This window comes from Lacrimispora sp. 38-1 (assembly GCF_049890855.1).
Classification (GTDB): Bacteria; Bacillota; Clostridia; order Lachnospirales; family Lachnospiraceae; genus Lacrimispora.
Window position 1 is genome coordinate 165332 of the sequence record NZ_JBANEW010000095.1, and the last position, 24689, is coordinate 190020.

Below are 24689 nucleotides of genomic sequence, written 5' to 3' on the forward strand. Positions count from 1 at the left end.
AGCACTACAAAAAAAGCACTGGATCGGATATAATGGTGATGTTCATTAAGGAGGATATTATGATGAGGAACAAAGTGCTAATGATATGTGCCGTATCAGCAATGCTGTTAACGGGCTGTACCCAGAGCCATATTCTCGCAGGCGGAGGTCCTGCAGAACCTGTCTTTGAAACACAGCAGGGAATCGTATTGGACTGGACTCAGATTGGAAATGATATGGATGAAGAGTTTGTGGATAATGAAAAATATCCCATGGCTCTCAGCGTTAATTACAGCGTGGATCAGGAAAAGAAAAGTATTGATTTAACATTAATTGTAAAAGCAGGAACGACTCCGGAAGAAGCAGTAACTTTTGGGGATGCAGCAGTGCGCTATTTAAACGATGTAGCGGCAGAACAGGATTTTTCCTATGAGAGATCAAGCGAGACTTCCTATGGCGGCTTCTTTAAGAATTATGACCTGCATCTGATTGTAATGCCCGATTATACAATGAAAGAACAGCAGTACTGGTTGGTAGATATGAATATTCCAAAAGGTTCTGATGAAAAGATTGTACCGAAGGAAGGTGCAGTTGTGATGGAAACAACGGCAGCTGATGATACAGAAGAAGCAGAAGAGACTGAAACAGAAACAAAAGCGGAGCAGACACAGGCTTCCAAATAAAGACTGTTAAAAAAGCATGGACCAGAACGCGGCAGGCGTTTTAAGATCCATGCTTTTTTTAACTGATTACAAAAGTTAGTCAGTATCTACAGCCAGACCGCTGTGATAGGAATAATTACCCAGCTCACGAAGCAGTTTGTTATGATCCAGGCTGTTTAAAGGAATAGGGGAAGCCAGTTCCTCGTTTAACCGGAAAAATACATTTCCGCATTTTGACATACACTGATGAAAAAGTTCCGGAAATGATGCCTTCGAAGCAAGTCTGCGGTCCCAGGGATTGCACCATGTATCATGGTTTAAATTAAACGTGATTACAGGATCAGAGGTCATATCGGTAACCAGTTTTCGTGAAGCAACGGGATTCTTAAGGAATAAGGATTCCACAAATTCAATGCTGTTTTTCTTACGGCTGTTTGGATCGGCAAGCGTCCGGCAGCCTAAGCGCATCGCCAGAATAGAACGGGATACCATGCGGGGAGTGACCTGATAATTATTACGGTAGTTTAGGGGATAGTATGTTTCATTGATACAGGCTGACAGAAAACCGGAGATAAACTGCATCTCCTGACCATTTAAGCAGATGGTGGCAGCCTGATTAAACTGGGATGGCTTTTTCTGCTTATATATCATTAATAAGAGAGCATCAATATCATTCTCAAGCATGGCATGCAGTCCATGATAATAGTTTCCGGAATTCTTAATATCGTACTCAATCCTTCCATATACATAAGGGTGGCAGATAGAGTCTCCAATATAATGGCAAAAGTAACCGCTCATGTATGCAATGGCCTGCTCTCTCTGCTGTCTGGATTCAATGGCTGCGATGTGGTTTAAACAGGTGACAAAAAAGCTGTTCACATGATTTTCATGCATATAGGAACCAACGTTACGGTAATCTCTGTGACGAAGAATGGGAATATTATAAAAAAACATATCCGGACCCTGAAGACCCAGCTGATAAAGCCAGCGGTATTTGGATATAATTCGTTTTAAAGGAGAGTTTGGCATATTGTTATAAACTTTGACGCCTAATAAGTAGTGGGTGGTAAAACCGGGCATATTGTCACCTCGTATTCGTTGTATATAATTCGGCACATAATAAGATTATACCATAGTAAAGTTAAATTTGTATAAAAATGAATGGAAATTTTCATACAATCCCCCCAGGATGAATATGTGATAAAGAGGACATAAGGGAGCACAAGGAATGATTCATTACATACACGAGCTGGTATGGGGACCCTGGCTTTTAATCCTGTTTCTGGGGATCGGAATCATCTATACGGTAAAAACCGGCTTTTTTCAAATCAGGAAACTGAACTTTTGGTGGATGCAGACCATCGGGAGCATACAGGAAGACGAAGACGGGGACAAAGGAGATGTGACCAGATTTCAGACTGCCTGTACCGCTCTTGCAGCTACCATCGGAACAGGAAATATCGTCGGTGTGGCAACTGCGCTGACAGCGGGGGGACCCGGAGCGATCTTCTGGATGTGGGTGTCTGCTGCGATCGGCATGATGACAGGATATGCAGAGACCATGCTGGGCATTCGTTACCGCTACCGGGATCAGAGCGGAGCGTGGATCTGCGGACCTATGGTCTATTTGGAAAGAGGATTGAAACTGCCGGTACTTGGTATGATTTACAGCTTTCTCTGTATTATGGTATCACTTGGGATGGGAAGTATGGTCCAGTCCAATTCTATTGCGGAAACTCTTAACTATTCCTTTCAGGTTCCAACTGCATTAGCCGGAATTCTTCTGACCGGTCTGGTTCTTCTGGTTGTTTTAGGCGGCATCAGCCGGATTGCCTTTGTATCGGAACGAATGATTCCTCTGGCATCCGGAATTTATATGCTGTTTTCCATGGTTGTTATTATGTCCTGTTATGATAAAATTCCATATATTTTTCATATTATTTTTCAGGATGCATTTCGGCCTGTATCCGTTTTTTCAGGCGCAGCTGGTTTTGGGATCAGTAAAAGTCTTCAATACGGTATTTCCCGGGGAGTTTTCTCGAATGAAGCGGGTCTGGGAAGCATGGCGGTTTTACATGGAGCAGCAGAAAATACCACGCCGGAAAAACAGGGAATGTGGGCGATGTTTGAAGTGTTCTTTGATACAATCATCATTTGCACCATGACTGCATTTGTAATACTGTGTATGACAGAAGGAGATGCAGCCGGCTCCGGTTACGATGGTGCAGCCCTTACGGCGTACAGCTTTTCCAGACGCCTTGGCGGTCTGGGAGAATATGTGGTGTCAGGTTCCATGCTGGTATTTGCATTTGCTACCATAATTGCATGGTATTATCTGGGAAAGCAGGCTGCTGGATATCTGGCAGAAAGTCTGAAAAAACGGAGACGTTTTTATCTGATGCAGCGGGTTTTAAGAGGTAAGATATATACCTTTCTCTATTTGAGTGCTGTATTTGTGGGGTGCCTGGCAAAACTTGAAACGGTCTGGGAATTTTCTGATATCTGGAATGGTTTAATGGCAGTTCCCAATATTGCTGCGCTTATTTTTTTAATGAAAGAAGTGAGCGTTACGGAATAAGAATGGAAACAGAACGTGCATACTAAAGAAAAAGAAAGAAGGTGTTTTTATGAAGACAGAGGTTAAAGTACCAAATAAGCTGATAAACGAAAAGAGTCCATATCTGCTGCAGCATGCATATAACCCGGTTAACTGGTATCCGTGGTGTGAGGAAGCATTTTCAAAGGCGGAAAGAGAGGAGAAGCCGATCTTCTTATCAATCGGCTACTCTACCTGCCACTGGTGCCACGTTATGGCTCATGAGTCCTTCGAGGACCAGGAGGCAGCGGATGTATTAAATGAAAATTACGTGGCAATTAAAGTAGACCGTGAGGAACGCCCTGATATTGATTCGGTATATATGTCAGTTTGTCAGGCACTCACAGGATCAGGCGGCTGGCCCCTCACAGTCATTATGACACCGGACCAGAAGCCTTTTTATGCTGCAACCTATTTACCAAAGCATACAAGATGGGGCAATACCGGACTGATCGAGGTCTTAGATGCCATAACCGGGCTTTGGAAAAATGACAGGAAAAAAGTTTTTCAGGCCGGAGAGGAGATTACCCGGTATTTAAATGAGGATAAGAAAGATGGTAAGAACAGTGATCCTGATCCTGGAAAAGAACTGTTTTTCTCTGCTGCCCGGCAGCTTATAAACTCCTATGATAAAACATGGGGAGGTTTTGGAAGAGCGCCTAAGTTTCCCATGGCACATAATCTGATTTTTCTGATCCGCCATTCTGTTTTTGAGCAGGATAAGAATGCCAGGACCATGTGTGAGTCAACTTTAAGACACATGTACCGGGGCGGAATTTATGATCATCTCGGAGGAGGCTTTTCCCGTTATTCTACCGATGAAAAATGGCTGGTTCCCCATTTTGAAAAAATGCTTTATGATAATGCACTTCTTTCTTACGCTTTTCTGGAAGCTTATGAGTTAACCGGGGAATCATTTTACGAATTGACGGCAAGGGGAGTACTCGGATATATTATGGAAACGCTTACAGACAAAGAAGGCGGGTTTTACTGCGGAGAGGATGCAGACAGCGAAGGGGTGGAAGGGAAGTTCTATGTCTTTGAAAAAAATGAGATTTCAAAGGTACTAAAGGAAGACGCTACCCTTTTCTGCCAGTGGTTTGGAGTTACCAGTGACGGCAATTTTGAAGGAAAAAACATTTTAAATCTCATAGATAATAAAGATTACGAAAAAAAGGATGATAAAATAAGCCGGCTGTGTCAGATACTCTATGATTATCGTCAGCAAAGAACCGTACTTCACAAGGATGATAAGATCCTTACTTCATGGAACGGTCTGATGATTGCAGGAATGGCAAAGGCATATCAGGTTCTGGAGGAGGACGTATATTTACAGGCGGCCTGCAATGCGCAGGCTTTTATTGAAAGAAAACTGACGGACAGGGGAGGCAGGCTTTATATCCGGTACAGAGATGGGGAAACCGGGCATGACGGACAGCTGGATGATTACGCATTCTATGCATTTGGACTATTAGAGATGTATCAGGCATGCTTTGAGGTTTCATACTTTGAAAAAGCAGTGAGTATCTGTGAAAAAATGGTTCTTCTTTTTTTCGACGAGAAAAACGGCGGATTTTATATGTATGCGCATGACAGGGAAAAACTCATCAGCCGTCCCAAAGAGCTTTATGACGGAGCGCTGCCATCGGGTAATTCCGTAGCTGCTTATGTGATTGGTAAACTATATCATTTAACCGGAGAGGTTAAGTGGCAGGAAATTTTAAAGAAACAGCTGAAATGGATGGGGAAAGAAGCAGGGATCAGTCCTGCTAACCACAGCTTTTCGCTCCTGGCATTTCAGGCAGTTCTCTATCCTGCAGCGCAGTTGGTCGCAGTATCACCGGAACGGGGCATAGAGAGGCAGCTCCTCACATTGAAAAGAGAGGTTTTTACTGGTATCGATATTATTTTCAAGACTCCGGAAAATGAAGAGGTGCTTTCTAAAATTGCCCCATTTACAAAGGACTATCCGGTAGATTTTGCAAGAGGCCAGTTCTACCTCTGCAAAAATGGAACATGTCTGAAGCCTGTGGAACGTATGGAAGAATTAAAGGAAGCAATGAAAGCCATATCATCATAAATCATGGGAGGAGCCATATATATAATTAAATAATCAATACCAGAGGTGTATCTATGTGTACGGCTATGACACTGGTAACGAAAGAGAATGAATTATTTTTCGGGAGAAATATGGATTTTTCATATGAAATAGATCCTCACATATTCATAGTTCCAAAAAACTATTCGTGGGTCAATGCTCTGACCGGAACCCCGATGGGTGATGATTACTGCTTTATCGGGATTGGACAGGAGACGGAAGGACTTCTGGGATTTTTTGATGGAGTAAATGAAAGAGGATTGGCAGCGGCAGCTCTTTATTTTGCAGGGTATGCAAAATATGAAGACAGGACAAATGCTAAGGGGCGGACTCCGGTTGCTTCCTTTGAATTTCTTCATTATATATTAGGAAAATGTGCTTCCGTCCAGGAATTAAAGAGCGTGGCAAAGCAGGTAGTCATAGTCGGCATGGAGGATCCGGTCACCGGCTCAGCAGCACCTCTTCACTGGATTGCAGCTGACCGGACCGGTGATTGTGTTGCAATCGAACAGACAAAGTCAGGTCTGGTTATCTTTGATAATCCCATAGGCATTCTGGCAAACAGTCCCGATCTTCCCTGGCATATGACTAATTTAAGAAACTATACAGGTGCCAATCCTGAGCAGGAAGAAGAAGCGATCTGGAGCGGCATAAAGCTCACTCCGTTCGGTCAGGCAGGGGGAACCAGAGCTCTTCCCGGAGGCTATACTTCTCCGGACCGTTTTGTCCGGACCGCGTATTTAAAATCATTTCTTCCGGTTGCTCGGAATCGGAAGGAAGCTGTAGTTTCCTGTTTTCACATCATGGAAGGTGTGGCCATACCAAAAGGAGCAGTCATGACAAGCCGCGGTTCTTATGATTATACAAAGTATACGGCATTTATAAATACAGCTTCATGTGAATATTATTTTAAAACGTATGACAGTCTCCAGGTGTGTATGGCTGGTCTTTTTGAATATAACAGGAGTATCCTACAGCCAGTCTGTTTGAGATGAATACAGCAAATATGACAGGGAATAATAAAAAGGAACTGCCAGACCAGCAGCTCCTTAAAAGTTATTTTAAAAAGGGAGGAGAGCTGATAATAAAATTACCAGCTCGAGTATTATGAAAAAAATCTTATAAGCATATTTAATTTACAATTTTAGTATAACTATGAAACGTGAAGAAATCATGTTGTTTGTGTAAAAGATTTTTGAATGAAATTGAAACAAAGTATGAACAGCTGGACAAAAACTTAAGGATTTGATAAAATACACACATATGTAAACTTTATACAAGAAAGGGAAAAAACATGAACAATCCTGTTATTACAATTACAATGGAGAATGGTGATGTGATAAAAGCAGAGCTTTACCCTGAGATTGCACCGAATACAGTGAATAATTTTATCAGTCTTGTTAAAAAAGGCTACTATGACGGACTGATTTTCCACAGAGTCATCAATGGTTTTATGATTCAGGGCGGCTGCCCACAGGGAACCGGAACCGGCGGTCCCGGATATTCCATTAAAGGCGAATTCAGCCAGAATGGTGTTTCCAATGACTTAAAGCACTCTGAGGGAGTTCTTTCCATGGCAAGAGCCATGCACCCGGATTCAGCCGGCTCACAGTTTTTTATCATGCATAAGGCAGCTCCTCATTTAGATGGCGCTTATGCTGCATTTGGAAAAGTAATCGAGGGCATGGATATTGTCAATCAGATCGCAGATGTGAAGACGGATTACAATGACCGCCCCATGACTGAGCAGAAGATACAGTCCATGACGGCAGAAACCTTTGGAGAAGAGTATCCGGAACCGGAGACTTTATAAATTATGGTGTGGGAACGGGAGATTACCATAGAAGGGAAGAATTTCCGGGTTACCATATCAGACGAATATGAAGCCCTGCGCTCTGCTTTGGCAGAAGGCAGGGCTGTTATTGGTTTATGGGACCGGGAGCGGACGGATCAGTGTCTCTCGCCGGCAGCTTATCTGGTGGAATCTCTTTCAGATCTCACGCCTGAATTTTTGGAACGGGTGGTGAGGAGAAAAGAAGGGATGCCATGGAATATTACCAGCACCAGACGATTGCTGATCCGGGAGTTTGTGACAACGGATGCAGATGAAATTCCAAAGGAACCCGACGGAGGAAGAGATGGAGAGCTTTTTTGCAGCAGAGAGACATTAGAAAGTTATGCAGGACAGCAGTATGCTTTTTACGAATATGGGATCTGGGCTCTTTACGACACAGATAAAAAGATCATTGTCGGAAAAGCCGGGATTTTTAATATGGATACCGGAGCAGATGAGGGATTAAGTACCTTCATTAAAAAAAATGATACCCCGCTGGAGCTGGGATATCATATTTTTACACCTTACAGACGTCAGGGATATGCAAGAGAAGCCTGCCAGGCGATTTTAACATATGCTGCCGCTTCCCTGACAGACACAATCTATGCCAGAGTTCTGGAAGAAAATCGTGCCTCTGTCAGACTCCTTAAAAGTCTGGGCTTTCAACTCAGAGGCCGTACACATAGCGGATCAGCTTCACCGCAGTGTCTGTACGAGTGGAATTGCTTATAATTCCCAAAATTGGATCATCCATAGTTAAACCTGTCTTTTTTAAGAAATCCGTGCTGCCGATCCTGATACCGCATGCGATTTTTTCGCCTGTTTCCTGATTGGTCACTTCATAAAGCTGATCCTTTACCTGATCATAGACATCAGGGGGAAGAACCGTCTTTAAGTCTAAAAAGCCCCCCATCTCTCCGAAGTGGTCAATGCTGTCCTTTCTGCCGATCATCACGTCCAGTTCTTTGCTGGAGATAAGAGCAGAGAGTTTGGCAAGTTCCGCATAGGTAAATTCGGTCATATTGGAATTGTCAAAACTGATGGACATGGAATGATCCACATCGATCTTCGTCTCGTCGGTCAGGCCGATGTACTGACGGAAACCCTGGTCAAAGTATTCGCTTACCAGATCCTCTTCGCTGTCAGGCCGGCTGTTTAAAATCACGCAGGAAAGAGCGGTTTCAAACCGGTTATTGTGAACAGCTGAAAAAATGGAGATAATAAGGGCAGCGGCTACAGCAGTTCCGATTATGGGTATCTTATAATATTCCCAGATATACCACAGTCTGTCCTTTAAGCTCATGCTCTTCAACTTATTTTTTTCTTCCTGCAGTGTGTCTTTCAATGTTTTGTCTTCATAGGGGGTCATAATCTGCGCCTCTTTCTGTTATTGATACGGATACTTTTTTGATTATATCACAGAATCAGCAAATTTCCTCCATATATAATTATAAAAAATTGATGAATTGAAGGAGAATGTTTGCTTTTTAAAAATAAATCCGCTATAATGATTTTTGACGTTAACGAGAGAAGGGGAATGACATATGTTATCTGGTTTTTTTAATTATGATAATCCGGTTTGGCGTTTCATCGGCAAGTTCGGAGATTTGATTATTTTAAATGTTCTGTGGTTAGTCTGCAGTCTTCCGGTTTTTACCATAGGAGCTTCCACAACTGCAGTGTATTACGTAACGCTGAAGCTTGCAAGAGACGATGACGGCTATACCATTCGTTCCTTTTTTAAATCCTTTAAAGAAAATTTCAAACAGTCTACCATTATATGGCTGATAATTCTTCTTGCAGGAGCCATCCTGGGAGTGGACCTGTATTTCTTTGCCCGGCTTTTTAACGGATCTTCCACAGTTAAGACCGTTATGCTCACCGTATTTCTTGCCATGGCATTGATTTATGCGGCTATAGTCATGTACATTTTCCCGCTTCAGTCAAGATTTTATAATCCGGTCAAACGCACATTTTTCAATGCATTCTTTATGTCTATCCGTCATTTGTTCCGGACGATTGGAATGATCGTGATTGACGGAGCGCTTATAGCAGCCGGTTTTGTATTTTTGATACCCCCTGTGCTGATGATTTTCATGCTGTTTGGTTTTCCGCTTCTGGCATTTATCAATTCCTATATCCTGTCACCGGTATTTAATATTTATATGCCGAAGGAGGAGAGGACAGAGGAAGAGGGGTTAAGACCGCTGTTTTCCGACGACAGTGAGCAGGTAAGCAGTATTTTGATGGCGAAGGGCGATGAACCGCTCAAGGAGACAGACGACCAGGAAACCTCAAAAGAAGACATGAAAGATGAAAGATAATAACTTATATCAGCCCCGTGGAACTAATCCATACGGGGCTGTTTTTTTGAATGCAGGATCGTTCAAAGTTTGGACACGTTATGGACACAAAAAAAAGATATACTTGATATTTATATGAGGATTGTTTTGGAGGTGGAGTATGACCGAAGAAGAATATTTAAGTTTCATTCAGCCCTATGAAGATGCGCTGAATAATATACAGGTCAGGGTAGATGTGCTGAATAAGGACTATAGAAGAAAAAAACTTAATTATCCCATTCATCATGTTCAGTACCGTTTGAAACAGAGAGAGAGCATTGAAAACAAATTAATAAAATACGGAAAAGATCCCACTACAGATGCGGCCAGAAACTGCCTCACTGATATTGGGGGGATCAGGGTGATCTGCTATTTTGTAAGAGATATCTATGGGATAGTGGATCTGCTTCGAAAACAGACGGATATTGTTGTAATAAAGGAAAGTGATTACATTAAGGCTCCAAAAGCGAATGGATACAGGAGCTATCACATTGTTTTCGGAGTTCCGGTTTACCATACGGATGGAATGGAATATTATCCGGTGGAAGTACAGCTTCGTACCATGGCCATGGATCTATGGGCAAGTATGGAGCACAGAATCTGCTATAAGGGGGAGAAAAAAGAAGAAGCGGCAGCAGAGTTTATAAACTATGGGGATGCTTTAAAACAGATGGAAGAGGAAATGGAAGGTTTTCTTTCTGACTGATGGTAAGGAAAAGCCCCGGCGGTGTTCTGCCGGGACTTTTCGGAAGTATGATATATAAAATATGAGGGAAAGCTGATTATTTATCCATACGGAATCCGTTATAAGCTGACATTCCATGTTCGTGGAGATCGAGACCATCCAGTTGTTCCTGATCGGATACTCTTAATCCAATGGTCTTCTTAATAATGGTGAAGATAATAAAAGCCATCACTCCGGCATAAGCCAGTACGGACACAACACCGATTAACTGTGGCAGGAAGCTGACACCTTCGCCGAACACACCGGTAAGAAGAGTACCAAGGAGACCGCAGCAGCCGTGAACACCTACTGCACCTACCGGATCATCAATTTTAACAACTTTATCGATAAATTCAATTGCAAGAACGACTATCAGACCTGCAAGGGCACCAATAATGATTGCCTCATACGGAGTTACCACATCACAGCCTGCAGTGATAGCAACAAGACCGGCTAAGGAGCCATTTAAAGTCATGGATACATCTGGTTTTCCATAACGCTTCCATGTGAATAACAGTGTTACCAGAGTGGAAGCCGCAGCAGCAAGGTTTGTAGTCATGGCGATATCACCAATGGTAGTAGTAGCGGCAGTAGTAGAACCGCAGTTAAAACCAAACCAGCAGAACCAGAGAATAAATACACCAAGAACGCCTAAAGGAATATTGTGTCCCGGAATTGCATTTGGAGTTCCGTCTTCATTGTATTTCCCAATACGGGGACCTACAATTTTTGCTCCTACCAGAGCACATACACCGCCTACCATATGAACCGCAGTTGAACCTGCAAAATCATGGAAGCCAATTTCCGTCAGCCAGCCGCCGCCCCAGATCCAGTGTCCGGTAATGGGATAGATGAAAACGCTGATACAGGCGGAATAGATTAAATAGGAAGAAAATTTAGTACGCTCTGCCATAGCTCCGGAAACGATTGTTGCAGCTGTTGCACAGAATACGGTGTGAAAGATCATAAATACGGCAATGGGCAGGCCATTGAATAATCCATCGGAATCAGCAAGTGAATAGGGATTAAAGAATCCGGATCCCCCAAGGATTCCTCCGATGTTGTTTCCAAACATGAGAGGGAATCCCAGAATGAAGAAGAAAAGGGAACCAAGAACAAAGTCCATCATGTTTTTCATACAGATATTTCCTGCATTTTTAGCTCTGGTAAAACCAGTTTCAACCAGTGCAAAGCCTGCCTGCATAAAGTAGACTAAAATTGCACCCAGCATGGTCCATATAATGTTTAGTAATAAAGTGGTATTTTCCATAATTGTAACTCCTCCTGAATTTTTATAATGGAATAGCCCGGAATGTAAAATAAAAGAGGATAACCGCCTTTGAAAAGGCAATTATCCTCATTGATAATTTATATTCATTCCATATTCAGTTGATCTCTTTCTGGTTCTCCTACAAAGCCTCGCGGCCGTGTTCACCGGTTCGGATTCGTACTGCATCCTGAACATCGTAGACAAAGATTTTACCATCTCCAAATGTTCCGGTATTGATCTCTTTAACGACTGCGTCAATAATTGGATCAGCCAGTTCCTTTGGTACGACTGTCTCGACTTTTACTTTAGGGAGCAGGTTTACATTATACTTGGTACCGCGGTACATCTGAGTATAACCTTTCTGATTTCCATAACCCATGACATTGCTGATCATAAGTCCGTTGACTTTACAGCCTTCCAGTACTGCCTTAAGGTCTTCAAGCTTATCCGGCTTGATAATAATTTCCAATTTTTTCATACAGCACTACCTCCTTGATTTGATAATAGCAAAAAAGAGCAGTTCCGCTTGTGGAACGCCCTCGTTCGTTATAACAACATTATACATGGATCCTGCAGATTGTCAAATAAAATTTTTTAACAGGAACACTATAAAATTTTATGAAAATTTAACAAAAATTTAATGAAAGAAAGGAAGGACAAAAGATTATAAAACACTTGTGCTTTTATGTACTTCGTTATATAATAAATACTGTATACAAAAAAATAAAAAAATACAATCCGAAAACCGAAAAGTGAGGGATGTTTGCTTATGATAAGACATCTGGGATTAAAGGCCTATGGAAAGATCAATCTGGGTTTAGACGTATTAAGAAAGCGGGATGATGGTTACCATGAAGTTCGGATGATCATGCAGACTGTAGGTCTATATGATAAAATTGATATTTATTTAAAAGAAACACCGGGGATTGAGGTTGTTACCAACTTATATTATCTGCCGGTCAATGAGAACAATCTTGTTTATAAAGCGGCTAAGCTTCTCATGGATGAGTTTCATGTACCTCATGGAATCCGTATTCATTTAAAAAAGTTTATCCCTGTTTCAGCGGGAATGGCGGGAGGAAGCAGCGATGCAGCAGCCGTTTTATTTGGTGTAAATAAGATGTTCCAGCTGGGGCTTACCAGAGAAGAGCTGATGGAGCGTGGTGTAAAGATCGGGGCAGATGTACCTTACTGCATCATGAGAGGAACGGCTCTGTCTGAAGGAATCGGAGAAATACTTACTCCCCTTGCAGATATGCCTCAGTGCCAGGTGCTGATAGCGAAACCGTCAGTCAGTGTTTCCACTAAATTCGTATATGACCATCTGGATGTGGCCGGATTGAAAAAAGACGATCATCCGGACATTGACGGGATGATAGAGGCGATTAAGAGCCATAACATTTATCAGGTATCAGAACGTCTTGGAAATGTATTAGAGACTGTAACTATCCCGGAATATCCTGTGATAGCAGACATAAAAGAAAAACTGAAGGAACTGGGAGCCGTCAATGCATTGATGAGCGGAAGCGGACCTACGGTTTTTGGCATCTTTACCAACCCCATTGCAGCTGGAAGAGCATATGAAGAGCTGCGGTATGGAGAGAGCAGGAATCTGGCTAAACAAGTATATTTAACGAATTTTTATAATACCAAGGAGGTACCCCATGGGTAATGATTTAAAAGTCAATATGAATGAATATCTGCCGCTTCGGGATGTAGTATTTAATACCTTAAGACAGGCCATATTAAAAGGAGAGCTGGCACCCGGTGAGCGTCTGATGGAGATTCAGCTGGCAGAGCGTCTTGGAGTCAGCCGCACCCCGATCAGGGAAGCGATCCGTAAGCTGGAGCTGGAAGGTCTGGTTCTGATGATTCCAAGAAAAGGCGCTGAAGTCGCTAAAATTTCAGAGAAAAGCTTAAGGGATGTACTGGAGGTCCGCAGGTCGCTGGAAGAGCTGGCAATTGAGCTTGCCTGCCAGCGTATGACACCAGAGGAGGTTGTGGAACTGGAGATGAAGCAGGATATGTTCCGCAATGCAGTGCTGAAAGGAAAACCCATGGATATTGCGGAAACGGATGAAGCATACCATGATGTGATCTATAAAGGTACCTGCAATGACAGGCTTGTACAGATGATTAATAATTTAAGAGAACAGATGTACCGGTACCGTCTGGAGTACATCAAGGATGAAGACAAACGCCAGGTATTATTACTGGAGCATGACAACATATTAAAGGCAGTAAGACAGCGCAGAGTGGAAGACGCCAAGTCAGCTATGCGGGAACATATCGACAATCAGGAAATTACAGTATCCAAAAATATTAAGGGACAGGAATAGAAAGAGGAAAGATATGACATTTAAAGAAAAATATCTGGCTGGCGAAATTGATTTTGAGGCAATAGATGATTATGTTGATGAATGGAATAACAGTTCAACTCCGGACACTCTTGCCAGATTCCTTGGATTGGATGAAGAGGAAGAGGACTTATGGATTGAGGAAAGTGATGAGGCATTAAAAGAGTTTCTGGACAGGAATAAATAAACTAATCTGGAAATTTATTAAATAAATATAACCTTTCTTGACAAGGTGACAAGGTGTCATTATAATAATGGCATGTTGTCACCTTTTTAAGTTAATACATAATACATGAGGAATAATAAAAGAAATGAGGTGTAAGGATGCCTACGGAGCGGTTTTATAATCTTCCGGCGGAGAAAAAAAAAGTGATATGCAATGCAGCGATAGAGGAGTTTACCAGAGTGCCTTTTGAAAAGGCTTCCATTAATAAAATAATTAAAGCAGCAGGAATATCCAGAGGAAGCTTTTACACTTATTTTGAGGATAAGCGTGATGTTTTGGGTTATATTTTCGAAGATGCTGGGGACAGCTTTGTTGCTGGCTGGACGCACTGCGCGAAAAAAAACGATGGTGATCTATGGAAAACAGCCGTTGATTTTTTGGAGTATTCAATTAAGAATACACAAAAGAAGATGTTAAAACTGGCAGAGAATATTCGTGACAGCGATAAACTTTTTGGTGCGGCTCATAATCTTTTGCCTGACAAAGATGTGAGGCTTGAACAGATGTGTGAGGTATTGTACAGCAGTATTGATACATCAGATTTTAAGAGAACGGATCTTGAAACATTTGGACAATTGATCTCATTAATTTTAATTGAGCTGGCCCGGTGCATAAGCTGGATCTTCCATCATCCGGAAGATGAAGAAAAAATTAAGAAAATATTCCAGGAAAAATTAGAGATATTACAATATGGAATTCGAAAAAAGTAATTAGAATCATATTATTGACTGAAAAGATAATAAGGAGCTTGATATGACAAAGAAAAAAGTATTTATAATTGCAGGAACTGTAGTCGTAGTGGCTGTTCTCGCAGGGCTCGTGCTTCCTAAGATTCTTAGTGGTGGCAAGGAAGAGCTGGTAGCAGAGGCGCCGCCGGTGGTAACTGCCGAAAAACCACAGACCCGCACGATAGAAATCAGCAATGAACTGATTGGTACCATTGAACCGGACAGTATTGTTCATGTGACACCCCTTGGCTCTGGTGAGGTTACAAATATAGGTGTGAAGACCGGAGACACAGTAACAGCTGGCCAGCTTCTCTGCGTGATCGATACAAAACAGGTGGAAAGTACCCGGATTTCCATGGAAACCTCCAGAATCACATATGAGGATGCCAAGAGGAATTTAGACCGTTATACGGTTCTTCATGCTGCAGGAGATGTGGCTGATGCAGATTACCAGTCCACTGTGGATAAGGTGGAAACTGCCAGACTTCAATATGAGAATGCTAAGATTTTATATAATAACCAGCTGGAAGGCAGTCAGGTGACGGCACCCATTTCGGGAAAAGTGGAAAGCTTTGATATCAGCCTTCACGATATGATCTCTCCCCAGACAACAATCTGCGTAATTTCAGGAGATGGCGGAAAGTCTCTTACATTTTATGTATCAGAGCGGATTATAAGCGGATTAAAAGCCGGAGATGCAATCCGGGTAGAGAAAAACGGAACAGATCATGAAGCAACCATAACAGAAGTAAGCACCATGGTTGACAGCGGCAGCGGATTATTCAAAGTGAAAGCTTCTATACCCGCAGGGGATACACTTGCCACCGGAACCTCCGTCAAACTTTATGTAACTGCCCAGAAGGCCGAAAATGTACTCACAGTTCCGGTTGACAGTGTCTATTATGAGTCAGGAGATCCATTTATTTATACATATTCCAACGGAACATTGAAAAAGAATGCAGTTACCATCGGTCTTACGAATAATGAATTTGCAGAGGTTCAGTCCGGGATCAGCGCAGATGATCAGGTGATCACAACCTGGACCAGCGAATTATATGACGGCTCCAAAGTAACTCTGGCAGAAGAGAATAAGCAGGAAACCACGACAGAAACTGAGACGACAGAAGGCAATGGACCCGAGGTAGAAACTTCTGCTTCTGCACAATAAGGAGGCGGTAAAATGGGAATGACAAAATTTGTTTTAAAGCGGCCCATAACTGCCGTATTAGCTGTTTTATGCCTTCTTGTATTCGGCCTGTCATCTGTTTTATCAGCAAAGATGGAACTGACGCCGGAGATGAATTTCCCTATGCTATTAGTAACGACTACTTATGTGGGGGCGAGCCCGGAAGACGTTAACGATCTGGTAACCAAACCGATCGAAGAATCGGTGGGTACTCTTTCCGGTATTAAGAATGTTCAGTCCAGTTCTCAGCAGAATCTTTCTATCGTGTACATGGAATACAATTACGGTACCGATATGAATAAGGCATATAATGATTTAAAAAAGAAAATGGACAGTGTGGATCTGCCAAAGGATGTGGAAAAACCGTCCATTATGGAATTTAACATCAATGAGATGCCATCCATGACTCTGTCAGTGAACGATCCTTCACAAAACAATCTGTATAACTATGTAAGTGACAAGATTGTACCAGAACTTGAGAAGATACCATCCGTAGCCAGCGTCAACATCAGCGGTGGTGAGGAAGGCTATGTCAGAGTTACTCTTTCACCTGAAAAGATGAAACAGTACCATCTCAATATGGACGCTATCAGCCAGGCGATCAAAGCTGCAGATTTCACTTATCCCGCGGGCAGTACCGAAGTGGGAAAACGAGATTTATCCGTCAGTACCGGAGTCGAAGTAAAGACTGTGGAAAGTCTGAAAAAAGTACCTGTTGTAATCAGCCAGGGAAAGACTATTTACATGGAAGATATTGCGGACATCTCGGAAACGAACCAGAAGAAAAAAGCAATCGGCCGTTATAATGGAGAAGATACCATTACCTTATCCATTAGCAAACAGCAGAAAAACAGTGCGGTTGATGTATCCAGATCCGTAACTAAAACGATTACTTCTTTAAAAAGTGAATATCCCAATCTGGATATTGTAGTTGTAGATGATAACAGTGACCAGATCACCAGCGCACTGAACAGCGTAAAAAATACAATGATTATGGCAGTTATTATTTCCATGATTATTATCTTCCTCTTTTTCGGGGATATTAAAGCGTCACTGATTGTCGGTAGTTCAATACCGGTATCCATTCTTGTATCACTGATCATGATGTCTGCCATGGGATTTTCACTGAATGTAATCACCATGAGCAGTATTGTATTGGGAGTCGGAATGATGGTAGATAACTCCATTGTTGTACTGGAGAGCTGCTTCCGCTCGCAGAAAGGAACGGGATTCAGGGAATATTTGACAGCGGCCATGGAAGGAACCGGCGTTGTTATGCAGTCCATTCTCGGAGGAACGTTAACCACCTGCGTTGTGTTTATACCTCTGGCATTCTTACAGGGTATGACCGGCCAGCTGTTTAAACCTCTCGGATATACCATTGTCTTTTGTATGCTGGCATCTTTCGTTTCTGCCATAACAGTTGTTCCATTATGCTATAGCAGGTTCTGTCCAGTGGAAAGACAGAATTCTCCAATGGGAGGAATTGTAAAAGCTCTTCAGAATGGTTATAGAAAGATCGTTGGTAAGCTGTTAAAAAGACGGGCTCTGGTTATGATTCTGTCCGTATTGTTATTAATTTCATCATTTCTATTTGCAACAAAGCTGGGCTTTGAACTGATGCCGTCAGTGGATCAGGGAACGATTTCCGTTACTGCCAAGATGAAGCCGGGCTTAAAGATTGAAGAAGCGGATCAGGTTTTAAAGAAGCTGGAGGCAATCGTCACCAGTGAACCGGATCTAAAATCCTATATGGTAAGCTATGGTTCAGGAGAACTCAGTTTTGCAGGAGGAACAAACGGTTCTTTGACGGCCTACTTAAAGAGCGACAGAACCCTCACTACGGATCAGGTAGTTAATAAATGGAAAAAACTGATGGGGCAGATTCCGGACTGTAATGTTACCGTGAAATCAACCTCCAGTGTCAGCCAGATGGGAGGCGGAGGCGGCAATGATTTTGAAGTAATTCTCCAAAGTGCCCAGCTGGACCATTTAAAAAACACCTCCGACAAGATGGTTGCTGAATTAAGCAGCCGGCCGGAAATGATTAAAGTGCATTCCGACCTTGAGAATGCGGCACCAGTTATAAAGGTGAGTGTAGACCCCATTAAGGCAGCAGCGGAGGGGGTGGCTCCTTCAACAGTAGGTGGTATGCTGAACGGAATGTTAAGTGGTGTGAAAGCCACTACCATGGATGTAGACGGACAGAATGTGGATGTAAAGGTTGAATATCCGGAAGGCACCTACGATACCCTGGAAAAGGTAGAGGGGGTTACGGTGCCCAACAGCACAGGCGGTTCTGTAGCGCTGACTGATATTGCCAGTATCGGCTATGAAGACAGCCCCACTGCCATCAACAGAAAAAACAAACAGTATCAGGTTACGATTACAGGATCCTTCACAGATGTTGTTAAGACGAAGAAGGATAAGGCTGCAGCGATTAAAGAACTTGACAGTAAAGTTGTTAGCAAATATTTAAACGAAAAAGTCTCAAGAGCAAAGAACAGTGAAGATGAATCCATGCAGGAAGAGCTTGGTAATCTGGTAAAAGCGATTCTGATCGCTACATTTTTAATCTTTATAGTTATGGCGGCTCAGTTTGAATCACCAAAGTTCTCACTGATGGTTATGACGACCATCCCCTTCAGTCTGATTGGCTCCTTTGCCTGTCTGCTGGCTGCAGATGTTGCAATCAGTATGCCATCTCTTCTGGGATTTTTAATGCTGATTGGTACCGTAGTAAATGCCGGTATTCTCTATGTCGATACGGTTAACCAGTATCGAGCTACCATGGATAAGAATACTTCCCTTATAGAAGCAGGAGCTACCAGGCTTCGTCCCATATTGATGACCACCCTTACTACGATTGTATCCATGGTTCCTATGGCATTGGGAATCGGACGCAACACAGAGACAATGCAGGGACTTGCGCTTGTTAACGTGGGAGGTCTTACTGCTTCCACCATATTATCGCTGCTTATGCTTCCGGTTTATTATTCACTGATGAGCGGAAAAGTAGATAAAACCCAGCTGCCGGATTAAACCGGCAGTTGGCAAACGCTGATTGATGTATGGGATTTGGAAGAATGTGGCTTGGCTCTTTTTGACAGAATGTGATATGATAACCTTAAACATAGTTTAAAAATCCCAGTTAAGGAGGATTTAGGATGAAGAAATGGAAACAAATTGGTGCATTTGCTCTGGCAGCCGTGATGACCTTCTCCGGACCGGCATCGACTGTCTGGGCTGGAAATCCGGAGTTTTCAAGGACTGCTGAGGAGTGGGCAAAGCTTAGAGATAATGTGATGGAATACGATGAACTGGCAGGTTTGATTCGTGAGTATAATGTAACGGTTCATAAGAATCAGCTCGATATCAGTGACAAGAAAAAAGATGATAAAGTTACCCGGGATCAATATGCTCAGTACTACCGTGATGCGGCGTTTGATGCCAGAAGCAATGTCTCTGGCGATGATCCAGTGGCAGATGCGCAGGCTCAGGTGGCTGCAGCTCAGGCAGAAGAGGCCGCAGATAAGGTTACTGAAGATATAACTGTGCACCAACTCACCTATGACCAGCAGGAAGCTGGCCTGGTAGCTTCTGCTCAGTCCTCTATGATATCATATTTTCAACAGAAATTAGAGTTGGAGTCAGCAAAAGACAGCCTGGAATATATGGAAGCTCAATATCAGGCGATTCTTGTAAAGCAAAGTGCAGGAATGGCCACCTTATCTGATGTGCTTGCAGCCAAGGAAGGTGTTCAGAGCACTCAGGCTTCAATTGAGAAACTTACCGGGTCAATTGAAGAGACAAGACAAAAACTTCTTGTTATGTTGGGCTGGAAGTATAGCGATACACCTGAAATCAGGGATATACCGGCTGTTGATTTTGAACATATTGCTGCGATGAATCCGGAAACAGATAAAGATGCTGCGCTGGAAAAAAATTATACTTTTAAAATCAATAAAAGAAAGCTGGAAAATGCGGTGGCTGAACTGACGAAAGAAACATTAAAGCGGACGGTTCTCAGCAATGAGCAGAATATAAAATCTGAGATTGTAAAGAACTATCAGGCTGTTCAGCAAGCCAAAGCCTCTTATGAACAGGCAAAGGGAGAATTTGAGCTGGAAAGTAAGAATATGGAGACAGCAGAGCATAAGCAGCAGATCGGAACTTTAAGCAGACTTGATTACATGAAGCAAAAGAATGTATATAATACAAAAGATAATTTGATGAAGAAGGCTCAGCTTACATTATTTCAGGCGGTCCAGACCTATGACAATGCTGTTAACGGGCTAGCTTCGGCAGGAGGCTGATGAGATGAGAAATAAAAAAGTTTGGCCTATCTGTTTGGCCACGCTGTTAACGGCTTCCTCGGTTTCTCCCGCATATGGAGCTGTTGGACCGGGGCAGGCAGAAAAACCGATCCCTGAGGGAATAACAGCGGAACAGTGGAGTAAATTAAATGACAGCAACATAGAATTTGGTGAACTTTCCGACCTGGTCCGGTATTTTAATCCGGATTTGCAGAATATAGTGGATTCTGCCAATTCGAATATAGATAATCTTAAGTACGTTTATAATGAGCTTGTAGGAATCGAAATGAAAAATAAAATAAAGGAACTTGAGGATCAGGCGAAGGAACTTAAGCCAACTGGTATAACTAATGAAGATGGAATCCCTGTATATAAGGTTTTAGAGGGAACAGTAAAAAGTATAAAGACCCAGACTGATAAGTTACAATGGACCCTTAAAACTCTTAACCAATCCAATTCCAAGATCAACTCCGGTATTACACAGGCCTCAAGGCAATATGAGTATTATGCCGATCAGCTTATGATCGGATATAACAACGCTGTTGCAAACCGGGCACTGCTTCAAAAAGCATCGGAAGTATGTAATTCTGCTTATGAAGCTCAGCAATTAGGTCAGCAAGTTGGTACGGCAACACTAAATGATGTCCTGTCTGCAAAAAAGGAAGTACTTACCACCCAGGCTTCTGTATTAAGCCTGGAACAGACGGTTGATGGTCTGCGGCGGTCACTGGCTCTAATGACAGGGTATTCCTTAGATTCTCTGCCAAATGTAGGAGATCTCCCGGAACTGGATCTGTCAGCAATTTCCAACCTGGACCTTGAAAGCGATACAGCAAAAGCCATAAGCAACAATTATGCCCTTATCGATATGCGCCGTACCAATTCCGATAAGACTTCTACGGGAATGGAAAATAAAAAGGCAAGAGTATCGGAAGGCGAACAGAATGTTGCAGTCACCATGCAATCTTTTTATCAGAATCTGAAGCAGGCAAAGGCCGCTTATGAAGCAGCCAATACCTCCTACGAGAAGGCAGTGCTTGATAAAGGGAAAGCAGAGCGTTCTTTTCAGATGGGTATGTTAAGTAAAATTACATATCTTCAGTCTCAAATGGCATTTTTACAGGCAGAGGGTGCAAGGCAAAGTGCATATGCAGAGCTGTATCAGGCATACACTACTTACCAGTGGGCTGTAAAGGGAATCATTGTGGATTCTGCGAAATAGCGGTTTTTTTATTCACAGGAAGTAGATCCAAAACTTTAAGCTTTACATGGATTTTCACAGGTTCTTTTCTTAATTTTAAATAATCAGATTCATCTATGGAGTGCCGCAGGATCTCTTTTGAAGTATCAGGTACGACTGCATAGGAAGAATCCGTAAAACAGAGCGGAGGATAGAGGACGCACCACCAGTTGTGTCCTTTTCCTTCGCCTATTTTTACCCTTACGGCTTCATAGGTTCCGCAGGGAAACACCATATCCCCATAGGTTTTGGTTGGAAAGTAGCAATCTGTCAGCTCCATATGTGCAGGATAATTAAATCCCAGGTTCTTCATGTAGTTTTCTGCTTTTTTCTCCAGAATGGATTCGTGGGAGCGGATATAGGTTTTTGTGTCATCCAGGGATGCATTTTCGCCAAGGTCTTCATATATTGAATTGAGAAGCATGGTGCGTACTTTCAGCTTTAGATTCTGATCCTGTGTACTATTGCTGTTTGCCAAAACATGAAACCGCAGGATTTCAGGGGCGATCCGGGCGGCAAGGGCCTCATCATTTGATCTGCCATCTGCCAGTGTCAGTAAAAAAGCAATGAGCAGGCAGGTAATACATAAGAATAAATCACGTTTCTGTTTCATAGGGTTCCTCCTTTTTTATGGAATCTATTTGTAATTGTAACCATATGTGCTATAATATAAACGCTGTAAATCAAGAATTTATTAAGGAGACTGGAATGAGTAAGAAAACTGCGGTTGTATTATTTGGCGGACAGTCATCGGAGCACGTCGTTTCCTGTATGTCAGTTGTCAATGTGATAGACCATATAAATAAAGACAAATATAATCTGCTTTTGATTGGAATTACTGAGGAAGGACACTGGATTAAAACAGAATCTGTAAAGGAAATCAAAGACGGATCATGGAGAGAGGGACGGATCAGTGCCATACTTTCACCTGACGCCGGAATGGGTGCGGTTGTACTGCTTGATGGGGATAAGACAGAGCTTGTTAAGGCAGATGTGGTATTTCCGGTGCTTCACGGCCTTATGGGCGAAGATGGAACGGTTCAGGGCCTTCTGGAGCTATCCAGAATTCCATATGTGGGATGCGGCGTTCTTTCCTCTGCTGTTTCCATGGATAAATTATATACAAAGATTATTGTAGATGAGCTGGGGGTTTTGCAGGCTGCCTATGTACCAGTTATGCGTCATCAGTTAAAGAATATGGAGCAGGTATTAACCAGAGTAGAAGAACGGTTTGATTATCCGGTATTTGTAAAGCCGTCCAATGCGGGTTCTTCAAAGGGTGTCAGCCGTGCGTCAGACCGGAAGGAACTGGAGGAAGCATTACTGGAAGCAGCCAGACATGACCGAAAGATTCTGGTAGAAGAGATGATCGTTGGCAGAGAAATCGAATGCGCAGTTCTGGGCGGCGGCAATCAGCCTGTTAAGGCCTCTGGTGTGGGAGAAATTCTTGCGGCAGCAGAATTTTATGACTTTGACGCAAAGTATCATAATGCGGACTCAAAAACTGTCATTGATCCGGTATTGCCGGAGGGGGCAGCACAGCGGGTCAGAGAAGCAGCAATAGCTGTATTTCAGGCAGTGGACGGCTGCGGGCTGGCAAGAGTAGATTTTTTTGTGAAGAAAGATGGAACGGTTGTATTTAACGAAATTAATACAATGCCGGGATTTACGGCTATCAGTATGTATCCCATGCTTTGGGAGGCAGCAGGAATAAGCAAGGACCAGCTCGTGGACCGTCTGATGGAAGACGCTTTGAGCCGGTTTGACGATTAAGGAGCAGATGTTATGGCAGACAGAAATTCTCCCATTGGAGTGTTTGATTCCGGTGTAGGCGGACTTACGGTTGCAAGAGAGATCATGAGGCAGATGCCGGATGAAAGGATCGTATACTTCGGTGATACGGCACGGGTCCCCTATGGGAACAAATCCTGCAGTACTGTCATCCGTTTTACAAGACAGATTATCCGCTTTCTGATGACCCAGGATGTAAAGGCAATTGTAATTGCCTGTAATACGGCAACTGCCTGTGCACTGGAAACAGTGGAACATGATCTGGATATTCCCATCATCGGAGTGATTCACGCAGGAGCGAGAACTGCGATTGAATCTACTAAGAATGGAAAAATAGGCATCATTGGAACCGAAGGAACCATAAGAAGCGGTGTATATACCAGAGTGATAAAAGAAATGCGGGAGGACATTGAAGTTACAGGAAAGCCGTGTCCGCTTCTGGTCCCTCTGGTGGAGGAAGGCCTGCTTCACGATTCCGTTACCGATGAAATCGCATCCAGATATTTAAGCGAATTAAAAGGCAAATACATTGATACACTTATATTAGGCTGCACCCACTATCCACTTCTTCGTTCTACGGTGGGCAGGCTGATGGGACCGGAAGTTACGTTGGTTAATCCGGCCTATGAAACAGCTCTGGAATTAAAGCAGGTTCTGGAGGAAAAGGGTCTTATCTGTAATCATGACGGAAGCAGCATTGATAAATATCATTTCTATGTCAGTGATCTGGCGGAAAAATTCACAAGCTTTGCCGCTTCCATTCTTCCCGGCCAGGTAAAAGAGACGAGACAAATAAATATAGAAGAGTTTTAGAGGAGTTATACATTATGACAAGAGATGTTCTGATCAGTATCAGCGGTGCACAGATCGTGGAAGAGGATAATCAGGCTGTGGAAATGATCACAAGAGGCGATTATTTTTTGAAAAACGGCAGTCATTATATTCTTTATGATGAGGTTCAGGAAGGGGTGGAAGGTGTGACCAGAAACACCATTAAGATCCACAGGTCTGGAATGGATATCATAAAAAGAGGAAGCACCAGTGTTCATATGACCTTTGAAAAGGAAAAGAAAAACATTTCCTGTTATGCAACGCCATTTGGAGAGCTGATGATCGGGATCAGAACCAATGATATCAGGATTGCTGAAGAAGAGGACCGCTTAAAGGTCCAGGTGGACTATACACTGGATATTAATTACCAGCATGTTTCAGAATGTAATATTGTGCTTGAGGTCTGTTCGAAGGATACTGCCAATATTCATCTTCTGAGTTAAAAAAAATGACATTGTAGTATGCCTTTTTTTACTTAGAAGATTGTATCTTTAACAATGGGAATTGCA

24 protein-coding genes are annotated in these 24689 nt (G+C 42.7%); 19 read left to right on the forward strand and 5 right to left on the reverse strand.

The features are described 5' to 3' along the window. The first annotated feature begins 59 nt into the window (after nt 1–59). On the forward strand, nt 60–662 hold the full coding sequence (locus tag V7D18_RS24530) for a hypothetical protein (protein WP_426158352.1): 603 nt from the start codon (nt 60–62) through the stop codon (nt 660–662). 75 nt (nt 663–737) lie between these two features. Here V7D18_RS24530 and V7D18_RS24535 read toward each other — a convergent pair whose 3' ends face one another. Next, entirely contained in the window at nt 738–1721 is a 984-nt protein-coding gene (locus V7D18_RS24535) for a zinc dependent phospholipase C family protein (RefSeq protein ID WP_426158354.1), read from the reverse strand. 148 nt (nt 1722–1869) lie between these two features. Between V7D18_RS24535 and V7D18_RS24540 the strand changes: the two genes are divergently transcribed. From V7D18_RS24540 to V7D18_RS24560, 5 genes are all read left to right on the forward strand, one after another. Continuing rightward, nucleotides 1870–3219 (forward strand): alanine/glycine:cation symporter family protein, encoded by a 1350-nt coding sequence (locus V7D18_RS24540; protein WP_426158355.1) that lies wholly within the window; start codon nt 1870–1872, stop codon nt 3217–3219. Between the two features lie 49 nt (nt 3220–3268). Next, the gene (locus V7D18_RS24545) at nt 3269–5317 is read left to right on the forward strand and encodes a thioredoxin domain-containing protein (protein ID WP_426158357.1); all 2049 of its coding nucleotides are present in this window, start codon (nt 3269–3271) and stop codon (nt 5315–5317) included. Between the two features lie 53 nt (nt 5318–5370). Further along, entirely contained in the window at nt 5371–6330 is a 960-nt protein-coding gene (locus V7D18_RS24550) for a choloylglycine hydrolase family protein (RefSeq protein ID WP_426158359.1), read from the forward strand. Between the two features lie 299 nt (nt 6331–6629). Then, nucleotides 6630–7148, forward strand: a complete 519-nt coding sequence (locus V7D18_RS24555; protein ID WP_426158361.1) for a peptidylprolyl isomerase — start codon at nt 6630–6632, stop codon at nt 7146–7148. Between the two features lie 3 nt (nt 7149–7151). Further along, a complete protein-coding gene (locus tag V7D18_RS24560; RefSeq protein ID WP_426158363.1) occupies nt 7152–7901 on the forward strand; it encodes a GNAT family N-acetyltransferase in 750 nt (249 codons plus the stop codon). Here V7D18_RS24560 and V7D18_RS24565 read toward each other — a convergent pair. After that, nucleotides 7837–8538: a hypothetical protein gene (locus tag V7D18_RS24565; protein ID WP_426158365.1), complete on the reverse strand. Its 702-nt coding sequence runs from the start codon at nt 8536–8538 to the stop codon at nt 7837–7839. The two genes, V7D18_RS24560 and V7D18_RS24565, sit on opposite strands and share 65 nt — an antisense overlap. Before the next feature lie 175 nt (nt 8539–8713). Here V7D18_RS24565 and V7D18_RS24570 point away from each other — a divergent pair, with 175 nt between their 5' ends. Both V7D18_RS24570 and V7D18_RS24575 read left to right on the forward strand, forming a co-directional pair. Continuing rightward, a complete protein-coding gene (locus tag V7D18_RS24570) occupies nt 8714–9493 on the forward strand; it encodes a YesL family protein (RefSeq protein ID WP_426158367.1) in 780 nt (259 codons plus the stop codon). A 139-nt stretch (nt 9494–9632) separates the two neighbouring features. Further along, complete coding sequence (locus tag V7D18_RS24575) at nt 9633–10217, forward strand: GTP pyrophosphokinase (RefSeq protein ID WP_426158368.1); 585 nt, start codon at nt 9633–9635, stop codon at nt 10215–10217. Between the two features lie 76 nt (nt 10218–10293). On the opposite strand, the gene V7D18_RS24580 is transcribed toward V7D18_RS24575, so the two are convergent. Both V7D18_RS24580 and V7D18_RS24585 read right to left on the reverse strand, forming a co-directional pair. Next, nucleotides 10294–11505: an ammonium transporter gene (locus V7D18_RS24580; protein WP_426158370.1), complete on the reverse strand. Its 1212-nt coding sequence runs from the start codon at nt 11503–11505 to the stop codon at nt 10294–10296. 139 nt (nt 11506–11644) lie between these two features. After that, a complete protein-coding gene (locus V7D18_RS24585) occupies nt 11645–11983 on the reverse strand; it encodes a P-II family nitrogen regulator (protein ID WP_426158372.1) in 339 nt (112 codons plus the stop codon). Between the two features lie 291 nt (nt 11984–12274). On the opposite strand from V7D18_RS24585, the gene ispE reads away from it, so the two are divergent. The 8 genes from ispE to V7D18_RS24625 all read left to right on the forward strand — a co-directional run bounded on the left by ispE (nt 12275) and on the right by V7D18_RS24625 (nt 21540). Next, entirely contained in the window at nt 12275–13177 is a 903-nt protein-coding gene (ispE, locus tag V7D18_RS24590) for a 4-(cytidine 5'-diphospho)-2-C-methyl-D-erythritol kinase (protein WP_426158374.1), read from the forward strand. Continuing rightward, on the forward strand, nt 13170–13844 hold the full coding sequence (locus tag V7D18_RS24595) for a GntR family transcriptional regulator (RefSeq protein WP_426158375.1): 675 nt from the start codon (nt 13170–13172) through the stop codon (nt 13842–13844). The genes ispE and V7D18_RS24595 overlap by 8 nt, the downstream gene beginning before the upstream one ends. Nucleotides 13845–13857: 13 nt before the next feature. After that, nucleotides 13858–14049 carry a hypothetical protein gene (locus tag V7D18_RS24600; protein WP_426158377.1) on the forward strand — a complete coding sequence of 64 codons (192 nt, stop codon included), beginning with the start codon at nt 13858–13860 and terminating at the stop codon, nt 14047–14049. Nucleotides 14050–14186: 137 nt separating this feature from the next. After that, a complete protein-coding gene (locus V7D18_RS24605) occupies nt 14187–14798 on the forward strand; it encodes a TetR family transcriptional regulator (protein ID WP_426158379.1) in 612 nt (203 codons plus the stop codon). Between the two features lie 43 nt (nt 14799–14841). Further along, entirely contained in the window at nt 14842–15984 is a 1143-nt protein-coding gene (locus tag V7D18_RS24610) for an efflux RND transporter periplasmic adaptor subunit (RefSeq protein ID WP_426158381.1), read from the forward strand. Nucleotides 15985–15996: 12 nt separating this feature from the next. Then, nucleotides 15997–19044: an efflux RND transporter permease subunit gene (locus V7D18_RS24615; protein ID WP_426158383.1), complete on the forward strand. Its 3048-nt coding sequence runs from the start codon at nt 15997–15999 to the stop codon at nt 19042–19044. A 125-nt stretch (nt 19045–19169) separates the two neighbouring features. Further along, a complete protein-coding gene (locus tag V7D18_RS24620) occupies nt 19170–20318 on the forward strand; it encodes a TolC family protein (RefSeq protein ID WP_426158384.1) in 1149 nt (382 codons plus the stop codon). A 4-nt stretch (nt 20319–20322) separates the two neighbouring features. Next, on the forward strand, nt 20323–21540 hold the full coding sequence (locus tag V7D18_RS24625) for a TolC family protein (protein ID WP_426158386.1): 1218 nt from the start codon (nt 20323–20325) through the stop codon (nt 21538–21540). On the opposite strand, the gene spoIIR is transcribed toward V7D18_RS24625, so the two are convergent. Next, the gene (spoIIR, locus tag V7D18_RS24630; protein WP_426158387.1) at nt 21518–22171 is read right to left on the reverse strand and encodes a stage II sporulation protein R; all 654 of its coding nucleotides are present in this window, start codon (nt 22169–22171) and stop codon (nt 21518–21520) included. The two genes, V7D18_RS24625 and spoIIR, sit on opposite strands and share 23 nt — an antisense overlap. A 95-nt stretch (nt 22172–22266) precedes the next feature. Here spoIIR and V7D18_RS24635 point away from each other — a divergent pair, with 95 nt between their 5' ends. From V7D18_RS24635 to V7D18_RS24645, 3 genes are read left to right on the forward strand one after another with little or no spacing between them, the layout of a single operon-like run. Continuing rightward, nucleotides 22267–23331: a D-alanine--D-alanine ligase family protein gene (locus V7D18_RS24635; protein WP_426158389.1), complete on the forward strand. Its 1065-nt coding sequence runs from the start codon at nt 22267–22269 to the stop codon at nt 23329–23331. Nucleotides 23332–23343: 12 nt separating this feature from the next. Beyond that, complete coding sequence (gene murI, locus V7D18_RS24640) at nt 23344–24162, forward strand: glutamate racemase (protein WP_426158391.1); 819 nt, start codon at nt 23344–23346, stop codon at nt 24160–24162. 14 nt (nt 24163–24176) lie between these two features. Next, nucleotides 24177–24623 carry a DUF1934 domain-containing protein gene (locus V7D18_RS24645; protein WP_426158392.1) on the forward strand — a complete coding sequence of 149 codons (447 nt, stop codon included), beginning with the start codon at nt 24177–24179 and terminating at the stop codon, nt 24621–24623. The last annotated feature ends 66 nt before the right edge of the window (nt 24624–24689 follow it).